Annotated in this window: 8 protein-coding genes; 2 read left to right on the top strand and 6 right to left on the bottom strand. The window is 45.3% G+C overall.

What is annotated here, in order from left to right:
• Positions 1-14: 14 nt before the first annotated feature.
• From RTS09_RS01960 to RTS09_RS01935, 6 genes are all read right to left on the bottom strand, one after another.
• A complete protein-coding gene (locus RTS09_RS01960; protein WP_312533780.1) occupies positions 15-2,240 on the bottom strand; it encodes an FtsW/RodA/SpoVE family cell cycle protein in 2,226 nt (741 codons plus the stop codon).
• A gap of 50 nt (positions 2,241-2,290) precedes the next feature.
• On the bottom strand, positions 2,291-3,166 hold the full coding sequence (locus tag RTS09_RS01955; RefSeq protein ID WP_312533776.1) for an RDD family protein: 876 nt from the start codon (positions 3,164-3,166) through the stop codon (positions 2,291-2,293).
• Positions 3,167-3,207: 41 nt separating this feature from the next.
• Positions 3,208-5,736, bottom strand: a complete 2,529-nt coding sequence (locus RTS09_RS01950; RefSeq protein ID WP_312533774.1) for a hypothetical protein — start codon at positions 5,734-5,736, stop codon at positions 3,208-3,210.
• A gap of 3 nt (positions 5,737-5,739) precedes the next feature.
• Positions 5,740-7,842 (bottom strand): PP2C family serine/threonine-protein phosphatase, encoded by a 2,103-nt coding sequence (locus RTS09_RS01945; protein ID WP_312533771.1) that lies wholly within the window; start codon positions 7,840-7,842, stop codon positions 5,740-5,742.
• 64 nt (positions 7,843-7,906) lie between these two features.
• Positions 7,907-8,689 carry a vWA domain-containing protein gene (locus RTS09_RS01940; RefSeq protein WP_312533768.1) on the bottom strand — a complete coding sequence of 261 codons (783 nt, stop codon included), beginning with the start codon at positions 8,687-8,689 and terminating at the stop codon, positions 7,907-7,909.
• Positions 8,690-8,980: 291 nt separating this feature from the next.
• On the bottom strand, positions 8,981-10,177 hold the full coding sequence (locus RTS09_RS01935; RefSeq protein ID WP_160001820.1) for an amino acid aminotransferase: 1,197 nt from the start codon (positions 10,175-10,177) through the stop codon (positions 8,981-8,983).
• A 382-nt stretch (positions 10,178-10,559) separates the two neighbouring features.
• Between RTS09_RS01935 and RTS09_RS01930 the strand changes: the two genes are divergently transcribed.
• Both RTS09_RS01930 and RTS09_RS01925 read left to right on the top strand, forming a co-directional pair.
• On the top strand, positions 10,560-11,135 hold the full coding sequence (locus tag RTS09_RS01930) for a hypothetical protein (protein ID WP_312533762.1): 576 nt from the start codon (positions 10,560-10,562) through the stop codon (positions 11,133-11,135).
• Positions 11,136-11,344: 209 nt separating this feature from the next.
• Positions 11,345-12,601: a putative DNA modification/repair radical SAM protein gene (locus RTS09_RS01925; RefSeq protein ID WP_312533760.1), complete on the top strand. Its 1,257-nt coding sequence runs from the start codon at positions 11,345-11,347 to the stop codon at positions 12,599-12,601.
• Positions 12,602-12,631 lie beyond the last annotated feature (30 nt).

The raw sequence follows: 12,631 nt of genomic DNA, 5'->3' as shown, positions 1-12,631 counted from the left end.
ATTGAGCATACGGTTTATGGTTTATTGCCGTCCAACATCAGCTTTGGCTGAAACAGCGCCAAACTGAGCATAATACTATTGAGCCATAAATTACTGGTGCCATAACTTAAAAACGGCAAGGTCACCCCCGTGAGCGGTAAAATTCCTAAATTCCCTGAAATGGTGACAAGTGCCTGAAACACCGTAATCACCACCCACAGCAAAATCACCCACGCCAGCAAAAAATAACCGCCCGATAACAGCCGTGATTTCATCTGCTCACTGGCAAACGCCATCTGCTGACGGGCAATGAGCGCAAGCCAAGCAAAATACACCATCATCAGCCCCACACTGGCCCCGATACCCACCACTGCCATCACCGAAGTGATGGTATAGTCACTTTGCATCTGTAGCGGTACGCCTTGACAGCCCGATAAATGATACCCGCACCACGGAATATCGCCAAATCCATAGCCAATCATCGGCACACTATCGCGAAACCAATGCAAAATCGCCATCTGATCGTTGCTCGCCACAAACGGATTGACCCACGCATTGACCCGCTCGGCAGTACGCGCATCAAACCCGCTTAAATTCACCAATACCATCATCAGCAAAAGCAAAATCGCGGTACTCGACAACACGCCCAAAATATAACCCCGTCCGCCCATTTGGAAAATTTTGTTGGATAGCGCCACGCCTACCAAAAAGGTAAACAAAAACAAAAATACCAGCATGGTGCCTTTTTCATTGGCAATACCCAGTGCGATAAACGGCAACACCACCGCAAAAGCAAGCAGTAGAGTCATTTTCTTGGAGCGAAAGAACAGATGATTAATCAAACCGCGTTGGTTAATCGCCAAAAACACGCCCAAAAACACCATCAGCCAAATTTTTGACAGTTCAGCGACTTTCGCGCTTTCACTGTGAATCAAGACTGCCAAACCCAAATAGCCCACCGCAAAGGCAAGTAGCCACACACGCGCTTTAGTCATCGCCGATTTGACATTGCCCCAACTGCTGTGTAGTAAGTTATTGGCAATGAGGGTTTTAAGCCCCCAACTAACCAAACTGCTAATCGGACGAGCCAGGCTAATAAACACAAAACACCAAAACAAATCTTTGAAATGATTGAGAAAAATATAACGCAGTGACAAATAACTACGGGTGCTTAAATCAAATAAAATCATCAAGCCAAAGGTGGCAAAGCCGACAAAGAGCGGATAAATCCACGCGGATGACAGCATGGCACGGTTATCAGGGAATTTTTCCATCAACCGACGCATGGGTGAAAAAATCGTCAATACACTCAGTAACACGCCGACGCAAAACATCACACCCCCCACCATCATCGGCAATATCACTGTATGGCTAACACCTGCAATGACCAGTCCCCACACAGTGATGGCTATCGGTAACACTTCCAGCCAGTGCTTACGCCGAGACAGCCACAGTAACCCCCACGTCACCCATGACCAAATACACACCTGCGTGAGCATTCCCAAATGCATGGGCGTGCCAATTAACGGCAGTAAATTGTTCGCTTGCAAGGCTTTTTGTTGGTTGTTATTGGCGTCATAGATACTGGCGACATCGTTTGCCGATTGATTTAACAGTTTGGCAATAGCAGGCTGATTGCTAAACAGGCGATTGTAGGCAAAACGTCGATTGCCATCGGCGACCGCAAGCATTGACACCGCAAAATTAGCTTGGTCGGCAGGGGATAATTTATCGGTTTTTACCGCCATTAGGTTGTTTAAACTATCGAGTTGCCCACTAGCGTTAAGGTGTAGCCAATCTTGGCGATTGCTGAGTTTATCGCCACCCAAATTCACTTCGGTTTCATTTTCAACCAGCTCGGTTTGGCGTTGCTGTTTGCCTTGGGCTTGCCATGCGGCCGCTAAGGCTTGTTGGGTTTTGGTAAAATGTTGCTTTGCCTCACTCATTAATTGTGCGGGCTGACTGGCTTGGGCACAGGCTTGAGTCATGCCATAATTGGGGTCATTACGGTTGTCATACAGATTAGTAATGACATTGTCGCCACAATATTTGCTGAGCAGTTGCGGTTTGGCGATGCCTTCAGTATAGCTGGTGAGTTCGAGTTGATAACGCTGCAGTTTGGGTGAATGGGCGTAATCTGCCAGTAAAAATGCGCCAATTAACAGGAGCCATACCACCGCTAAAATTATGATTTCGCTCAACGTTTGCGCTTTGGCGTTAGGTTTTTTGCTGGCTTTTGTACGACTCACTATGTTTAGCATGGGGTTTTCCAAATTGATTAACTTTTTTTATTGCTATCCATGTTTAAAAATTAATTGGGGTCATACAACACCACCGTGCGTGCGATTAAATCATGCAGCGTTTGTTTACGGGCGGTAAACCACATCAAAAAACCAAATGGCAATAAGATAAGCTTTAAGGTTTCGCGGATTAACGCATGGAAAAAATTAACCCGTTGACCCTGCATACCAAACACCCACATACCCATAATCACCTTGCCCACCGTTGCTTGTCGTCCCAAACAGGTCAATAACGTCATATAGAACAAATAAAATCCATACGCTATCAAGGCAAGCGTTTGATCGGTAAACCCACGAATGCCAAGCTGCGGTAAAATCTGCGGCAACAATAATTGATAAGCCAATCCCAATAATAAACTGACTAACGCTAAATCAAATAGATAAGCCAATGCGCGGCGCACAAAACCTGCATACAGCATGGTATAAGCAGGCTTGCGAGTCTGCAGAGCGGTCGAAGGCAGCTGATTAGCGGGCGTTGGGTATTGGCTAGGTTGCTGTGGCTGTACTGCAGGAGCGACATAAGGAGTCGCATAGTCAGTGGGTTGTGCGGGTGGATTTGACGCCTGAGCAATATCAGGCTGTTCATAGTTAGGCTGGGCATAGATTGGTTGAGCAGGTTGCTGCATGGGTTGACTAGCCTGAATAGCTGGCATATCGGTCGGTTGATAATTGCCTGCAGATGGATTTGGCGTATGACTTTGCCAAGTGGAATGTTCGGGCTGGGTCGCGTCATAGGTATTATAGCCACTTGACTGTACAAACGAATTTGCTTGCTGCGGCTGAGTATGATTATCAAATTGTTGCGCAAACTGACGACTGCCACAATTTGGGCACATAACCGCAGTTTTTGGTAATTTTTGACCACATTGTTGGCAGACAATAATCATAGATGTTTACTACCCTATTTTCATATTTTCAATTTGATAAACTAATTTGACGATCCAACGACCCAGTTGTATGGCGGCAAGCACTCAGCAGGTACAGGATTGGCGCCGCTGCTGTTTTGCTGGTCGATAATGGCTAATACTTTCTCGGCGATGGGTACCAGTTCTGGATAGGTTTGCGGATAATTTAACATGTTTTGGCAACGTTTTTGTTGATCGTCCGTGGTATAAAACTGTGCCAATAACGACCCCACTGCGCCTTTGTCATCACCCACTTGCAGTGCCATTGCCGCTGCCAATTCAATCATATAAGTATTGGGGTATTTGCTGCTATCACGCGGCGTTTGTAGCGCATAAAGCAAAAAAGATTTGCTATAAGGATAGTTATTTTTAAATAAATAATAAGCGAAATTAGCGACATATTCGCCTTGGTTGGGATTGTATTTCACTGCTTGCGCTTGAAGATAAGCGGCGGCTTTTGGGTCTTTTTTGCGCCAGTAATAGTTTTTTGCCGCTTCATTGAGTTGTTTGGCGAGCGTTTTATTTATCGGCTGCTGTTTAAAATAGCCCATATCCGCGTTGCGAAAGGCTTCAAGCGAGTATTGCTTTGTCGCATTGATATCTTGACTGTAACCCAGCTCTTGCAATTGTTTGAGCGATGGCTCGGCAAACTCACCCACCTTGACTACGTTATCAAAAAACTCCGGGCTAATACCGAGCGTATCTTGATACAGCTTGGCTACGCTAGTTTGCGACGAAGAAGAAAAAAAGCCATTTTGCTCTTTAAGCGCTTGCGTCATAGTGGCTTTTGCTGTTGGCAGCGATTTGATGATGGTAGTGTAACTATTTTGGCTTTTTGGTTTTTTTTGTGGATTGTCATCGGTACTTGCCGCTTTGGTATTATCGGACTGATTGTTAGTGGCGGATTGTGATGTTATGGGTGTTGAGGCGGATTTTAACCTTGATACGCCATAGCCACCGATTGCCACTAGGGCAGCAATCATCGCTATCAACCACCCTTTAGAGGGATTTTTGACAGATACCTCACCGGTGGCATTGGTATGCGGTGGCGTAGTGGGTGTCGCCTCTGTAATATCAGTGTGATGCGCGGGTGCTGTTATCGCATCTGCCATTGTATCTAGCATCGTATCTATCATCGCCATTGAATGAGTCGCCGGTGTTAGGGTCGCGTCATCGACTGCATTTCCTGCATTGACTACATTTGCATTGACTATATTGATGGGTTGGCTCGGTGTGCCCCTTTGACTGTTAGCCTGAGTATTGAGCGATTGCTCAAGCCGACGATTAGTTGCCAATGTTTCATCATCCATCAAACCGGTCAAAGCCGTGCTTGGCTGCTGATTTGGGTGATTTGCAGCAGTAGAAGCTACAGAAGCATGGGTGGGCGTGGTCTGCCAGACGCTGGTTGTCGCTACAGCGCTGATTGCGGGTACAGGTGTGACGGGCGTGGTTAACGGGTTATTGGGTACGGTTAAAAACAGACAGCGATGACAAGGTTTACCAACAAAATGAATGTGACTGGCGTCATTGGGATAATTTTCACACACTTTAAACTGGCGGTGTTGAACCAATCCGCGTAGATGGTTTTCCCACTCGGCGGCGCTTGGGCGATCAGTTGGATTGGTCGATAAAAACGCTTTATCAAACATTGCACGGGTTTGGTCATCCCAACACACATGAATGCTATTTTTTAGCGGTGCAATCTCTGGCTGTGGCTGCAAGCCATAAGCATATAGCCGCTCTTTGATGAATTGGTCGGTATTGCGATGGGCAGCATTTTTTAATCGGTCTGACACAGGGATAAAATAAAAAGGATGAATACCATTGTTTAAAATTTTAAACAGCTCAATCGCCAGTACAAAACGGTCGTGTTTTTCATCCAACAAACCAATATCTTTGTGTTCATGGTATTCAGGACTGGTCATTTCAGGTGAGATTACAGGACTTGGATAAACGCTGCCATCACTGCCAGTAATACGATAGCTATCACAGTCGATAAACCCAACGATAAAGCCTTTATAATCATCATCCATGCCCGTGCTTGGCTCTGGCATCAGACGTATATTGGCTTCTTTAAAATCAATAAAGGCATGCCCATGACCATGCAAGTCCGCCATCAAGGCGCTAATATTGGCACACAGCTGCACACGATAATTGAGACTCTGCTGATACGCGGTCAGTTTTGCTGCCTCTCTTGGGTACATAAAAGGATTGAGCGATAACGACCTATCAAAGTCCAGCTCTGGCATGGCATAGCCAATGAGCTCATCATGTTCGCCGACAATCAGATGTCTCACCCAAGCAAACTGGGTATACCCTACCCCATTAATCACTTCATAAATATGCTCAGGCGGGCGCGCCATCATGGCTTGTAGTTTGGCAAGGCTGGGGTTTTTGGGATCGGTGGGATTTTTAAAGATTTTTGCCACCAAATTGCCCGTGCCAAACAGATTACCAAGACGGTAGACAATGCCCATACCGCCCGAGCCGATCTCATGAGAGATAGGCAAATCAATGGTGATACGCTGATTGTTTGCAATTAAATACGGCATGGACTATCTCTTCAGATGGGCAGATGAGGTGGGTAAAGCGGCTAACTCAGTGCTAGCAGTAGCACTCATATGATTTACTGGCTCAGTAATACCCAAATAGTATAGCTGTATTTGCTGATTGCCGCTAGAATCGCTGACCGTGCTAGCAGGCAAACCCGTAGAGGCGGTAGCTGCTGTATGGCTGGTAGAGCTAGTTAAAATTTCTGCTAACCCTTTATCGAGCGTCAGACTATCCAAGATTTCCGTATTTTTGCTTAACCCCGCTATTTGGCTTATCATCGATTTGATAGGCAAGCTAATTTGGCAGTTGTAGTAATTCATGGTGGGCTGGATGGTGACCCCTAAATTTGTCAAATCATGGGTATCGGTAACTGGCAAGCAGCTTGCTTTAGCGGCAAGTTTGACAGCATGATTGTTAAATTGTGAGTCGCTCAAAGTAGCCGCCAAAGCAGCATCGGTATGTTGGTTTTGCAACGCTGTACTCGCTGCGCCACTGGCAACCGTTGCAGCCGATGGGTTTTTATTAGCGACCACCGTGGTAATAGTGGCGGATAACAATGGCTGATTCACACCATTTTTGTTTTCGTTTTTAGTGTCGTTTTTAGTTTTAGCGCTGCTTGTTCGTTTGGAGTTTTGCTCGATGACATCGATAGACTGACCTTGCGGACTGGCTACTATCACCTTTAGGATGGGATCATCGCTCGGATTGCCACTATCGGTAACCGCTGCGACTTTGCTCAAATCAATGACATAAGAATCATCCAGTGTGTGCGCGGTCAGTGGGGGCGTTATAGCCGAGGTGGGCGTTGTGCTCGCCACCGATGCCGCAGTATTGGCATTGTTGACAGTTTGCGTGGGCAGCAAGCGATCTTTATTTATCCAGCCCAATACACCTGTGCCAATGAGCATCGCGGCGCCAGCCATCATAGCAGTATTACGCCGCTGTTTAGTTGCGTCACTGACGGACTGCGAAGGGGGCAACACCTGTGATGCTGTAGCCGCTAGAGTTGCAGGAAAAGCATGTACACCACTGTCAGAATGCGGATTTGGGTTAGGCGCTACGTTATTGATGTTATTAAAGGCTATATCATCAGGCGTGCTAGTGGCGTGGGGATTTTTATGATTGACAGCATCGGCATGCCAGACCGTGGGGTTGTTTGGTGCGGTCGCTATGATTTCAGTCACTATAGTGTCATTCGCTAGGGCTTCATTTTGTACCTCAACCATCGGTTCAAGATTTTGATAATGCTGTTGATTTTTTAATAACACCACCAAGGATTTATCATCACCGGTTAATCGATAGGTCGCAGGGTTGCCAAGCGCCTGTTCAATAATCGCGCTGCCCTGCTGTGAGCTTTGACTTTGGGTTAAATTAAACAGCAAGTTGCCAAAAAAAGGGCGGTAAATTTTGGGCGTAACACTTGCGCCTTCAAATACCAAGTCCGCACAGCCATCCGACATCAGTGCAAGGCAATCCACTTGCGATAAATCAATGGGCTCAACCCTTAAAAAGGGTTGCCAATTGTCTTGGGTGATAAAATGTGTCTCATTGACGTATTCATTCTTGCTATCATCCCCGTACACTTGCAAGTTGGTGAAATAATCAATGTGAGGATGGCGGACAACAAATTGGCTAGTAATGAGAGGACTATCGCCGATTTGCACCAATAGTGCTTGATGATTAGCATCAATTAATACCCCGGTAAAGGTGGTGTGATAATCTTTTAGGCTTGATTCGGCGGTCAGCTGTGACTGCAGGTCAAGGCGTATTTGTGATAATTGCTCGATAATTTGCTGTTTGACTTGCACCAAATCAAACGCAATGCCGCTGCTACTGACACTGTGACTAATACCGAGACTGAGCAGCATTTTTCCAATTGATTGACTAAAAAACGCTGCCCCCGCTTGGCTAAATTTTGCCGAGCCTGCCCCATCACATACCACAGCCGCTATACCGTGTTCGGTTTTTTGCAAATAGATACTGTCTTGATTGGGCAGGTTGCTGTCGATATGGGATTTACCAATACTGGATGCGCCATACACCTCCCAAGATGATTGGACTGATGATTGCGATGTTTGCGCGAACAAATCCGTGGTTTGGTTCATCATTATCCCCAATTTTTTTTAGGTTTTTTATTATCATGAGCGTTGCAGGTGATTGTCTTTACCATCAACTTTGAATGGTCGCCCACGGTGAGATGCTCCCTAATTGCACGGTTTCTCCAGGCGCAGATTGTGACACGGTTTTAAGACTCGCGGACAACCACACAAAAAATTCGACAAATTTAACGGAGTTGAGATGCACGGGCGGGGTTAAAATCGATAGTTGCTTGAGCATCTTAACTTCTTGCACGACCGCATCAATGGCAATCGGATAAATAATACATTGATTATTTTGCTCGGCTTGGTGACATTGATTGATAGCCGCCTGCCACACATCTTGGCTGTCGGTGGGCAGACCATCCGTCATGGCAATGACCCAAGGACGGGTATAATTGATACCGTTGTCGCGTAGATTGATACGCTCTTGCTCAATCAAATTGAGCGCAAGTAACATACCTTGCCCGAGCGGCGTCATGCCATTTTCACGAAATTTAATGGGGAAAAAATCAATCGCATCGGTCCAATCCATCATCAGCTCTGCGGTATCATTGACCCCGCCCACAATGACAATGGCTAAACGCACACGGTTGCGGGCTGTTTCATCTTTCATCAAATCATGATAAAACGCCTCAATCCCTTCATTAAGCATATCGATACGGCGTTTGTCACCATTGCCTGAGCGTATCGCCATTGAGCCTGACAAATCCAACACCAAAACGCACAAGGTACGCTGGGCAACGTTATTGCCGTAGTCGATTTCTCGAAACTGCGGGGTGAGGGCTTGCGGGATGGATGGCGGCGTAGAATCAGTTGCGGTTTGAAAATTGGGTATGGGGTTGTGGGCGACCATAAAAGATATCCTATTTTTATAAAAATTATTGTAATCGGTATCTCAGCAAAAGCCGATACGAAAAGCAAGGTTTTTTGTGGCGATTTAATTAACAACAGTCAAAAATATTTCTACAATCTTACCAAAACGGGCTTAAATACTCCCCCACCCCGTTAATCATAAGTCATAAACCATCACTTATAAATCGTAAGCCATAAGTCATAAAAAACCCCTAACACGCGGTTAAGGGTTTTGATTGTTTAAGTATCTTAGTTTTTTAACAGGCTTATTTAATAAGCGCATTTAAAAAGCTTAGTCTTTTAACACTTCTGCCATGGCATTGGCTACATAGTCGATATTGCTAGCGTTTAGACCAGCAACTGAGATACGCCCATTAGCGACCATATAGATACCAAAATCTTTGATAATGCGCGCTACTTGCTCAGGGGTGAGACCGGTATAGCTAAACATACCGTTTTGCTTGGTGATATATTCAAAACTGCGACCCGGTAATTTGGCCTCTAAGCTGTCACGCAGTTTTTGGCGCATCTCTTTGATACGATCGCGCATCACATACACTTCTTGTACCCATTCATTGAATAACGCTTCGTCATTCATCACGATATCAACCACGTGACCGCCATGCGAAGGTGGGCTTGAGTAAATGCGGCGAATATTGAACTGCAATTGACCTTGTACCGCTTTGGCTTGTGCTTCGTCTTTACACACCACAGATAAACCGCCAACACGCTCACCATACAGCGATAGATTTTTTGAGAATGAGTTACTGACAAAGAACAACAAGCCCATGTCCACTGCTTTGCGAATCGCATAGACATCTGCATCCATGTCTTCACCAAAGCCTTGATAGGCAATATCCATAAAGGCAAGCAAGTTTTTCGCTTTGACCACTTCAAGGACTTGATCCCATTGCGCTTGGGTCAAATCAACGCCCGTTGGGTTATGACAACAAGGATGCAGCAACACCACATCATGGGCTTGCAAGGTGTTTAAAAAAGCAATCAGTTCATCAAATTTGATGCCATTGGTCGCTGCATCATAGTAGGGATATTTGCCCACCGCAAAACCAGAACCTTCAAAAATACCGATATGGTTCGCCCACGTTGGGTCAGACACATAGCATTTGGCTTGTGGAAACCAAGCATGAATAAAATCAGCCCCGACTTTGAGCGCGCCTGAACCACCGATGGTCGCTGTGGTTGCCACACGCTTATCTTTTAATACTTGTGCATCTTTACCAAACAATAGGTTTTGGCAAGCAGCGCGATAACCTGGCAGACCGTCCATTGGCAGGTAGGGACGTGGTTTTGGTGGATTAGCGATTTGTGCTTCAGCTTTTTGCACACAGTTGAGGACGGGTAATTTACCGTCATTATCAAAATATACACCCACACCCAAATTAACTTTGTCGGCACGTGGGTCTTGTTTATGCTTGTCCATCAACCCCAAAATCGGGTCACCTGCATACGGTTCTACATGTGAAAACATGAATAGCTCCTACATTTAATTGATAAGTTTGACTGCTAAAAAATTTACGCTAACGTGGCATTGCCCAAATATTCAATGTCAACGGATAAGGATAAACCTTGTAACCCAATAAAACAACCGTCACGCCTATTTTTTTGCTGGTCTAAGCGCTTTAATTAGCAAAAATTCAAGCCTATCAAAGTGTCCTGTTCAATGGGTTAATTGACCCATGTAGTTACATTTTTTCACAGCAGCTATCGCATAAATTGCAAATTTTGCGTGTTATTTACATTTATAACTTATATTTCTATCAACAATATGCGCATAATAATTTCATCAATTCGGTGTGTATTTTTGACCCCTATTTATTTTTTACCACTGTGTATTTTTGAGGAAACACAACATGATGATGACTGCTATAAAAAAATCCCAAATCGTTGCCGCGACTGTTGTGGTGATTGCCATGAGTGCTGTGGCAACACCGAGTCATGCGCGTACCGTTAAAGCCGCCGCCAAAAAAACAACAACAGTAACCACGACCCGCGTGGCGCCAAAAACCACAACGATTGTCAATCAACATAGCGATGGCACTAGTGATACAGTGATGGTTCGCCCCAATGGATTTACCATCGTTGACGGTATGCCATTTTACCCGACACAAATTGTCACCACGCCGACCTATCGCACTGTCTCTACCTCTACCTCTACGCCTGTCGTCACTACCACAGCACCTGTGGTAACAACAGCCCCTATTACAACACTACCTAGTACCACTGTAGTATCAACATCGAATGTCAATACCACCACCCCAGTGACGTTACAAACAGGCTCAGGCGCAACAGTAACCCTGTCAAAACCTGCCACGGTTGTTTCTACTACCACGACAACCCCGGTATTGCTACCGGCATCAACGCCTGCGGTAGCGACAATGACCACTGTGCCTGTCACGACTGCACCGGCTATTATCGTTAATCCGTAATCCGTAATTCGTAATTCGTAATTCATAGTCACTAAATAGCCACTAATTCGTTAATCTACCAAAAGCAAGACGTCACATGTTGTCGTCTTGCTTTTTTTTAACCGTATTTTTAGCGGCTTATAAGGTAAAATAGTCATCTTAAGTTTAATTTTGCAACCTATTTTTTATGTTTTTATCCGCTGATATATGAGATATGCAAGGTTTACGCGATGAATTATGAAAGATTGCAAGACAAATTATCCATCTTAGCCGATGCTGCCAAATATGATGTTTCCTGTTCATCGAGTGGCAGCAAACGTGACAATCATAACAAAGGACTCGGCACGGCTAACTCGGGTATTTGTCATAGCTATACCGAAGATGGCCGCTGTGTTTCCCTATTAAAAATATTATTCACCAATCATTGTATCTACGACTGCGCGTATTGTACCTCAAGGCGCAGTCACGATACGCCGCGCGCAGCATTTACTGTTGAAGAAGTGATTGATTTGACCATGCAGTTTTATCGGCGCAACTATATTGAAGGCTTGTTTTTAAGTTCAGGGATTTTTAAATCGCCCGACTATACCATGGAGCGATTGGTTCGTGTCGCCAAAACCCTGCGCCTTGCGCACAAATTCAATGGCTATATTCATCTAAAAACCATTCCGGGTGCGTCTGCTGAGTTGATGCAGGAAGCAGGGTTGTATGCCGATCGCTTAAGCGTCAATATGGAAATCCCCACCAAATCTGGCTTGGCATTGCTCGCCCCTGAAAAAAACCATGACGATATGAAAGCGCCAATGAAAGTGGTGCAAGAACAAATCGTGGTGTTTAAAGACAGTAAAAAGCAACACAAACATACCCCAAAATTTACCCCAGCGGGTCAAAGTACCCAGCTGATTGTGGGCGCAGCGCAAGAGACCGATTTACAAATCATCCGTTTATCGAGCCATTTTTATCAAGAATACGATCTAAAACGGGTGTACTATTCAGGGTATGTGCCTATGCTCAGTGACAATCGCTTGCCCGCCATGGGTACCCCTGTGCCGATGGTGCGAGAAAATCGCTTGTACCAAGCGGATTGGCTCATGCGTTTTTATGGATTTGAAGCAGAAGAAATTCTACCCGATGACCACCCGTTCTTGGATTTGGACTGTGACCCCAAATTGGCTTGGGCGATTCGTAATAAGTCACATTTTCCCGTCAATATCCAAACCGCGCCCTACAAAATGATTGTGCGTATTCCTGGTATTGGCACCCGAACCGCCAAAAAAATTGTTCAGGCACGAAAATTTTCGACTTTGACGCTTGATCATCTCAAGCAAATGGGCGCTGCCGTAAACCGTGCCAAATACTTTATCGCGCTCAAAGGTCGCAATGAGCATTTAAGTCATTTAACGCAGGATAATTTTCGCGATTATGTGCTGGCGCAGACCCAAACCAAATTCAAGGCCGAACGGCATGGTCAATTGGCGTTGTTTTAGCATTATTATTTTAGAATTAATTTTTTAAAA

This window comes from Moraxella sp. CTOTU47618 (assembly GCF_032017425.1).
Classification (GTDB): Bacteria; Pseudomonadota; Gammaproteobacteria; order Pseudomonadales; family Moraxellaceae; genus Faucicola; species Faucicola tetraodonis.
Note: the sequence above shows the minus strand (reverse complement) of the source record. Positions and strands in the feature narration are given on the sequence as shown.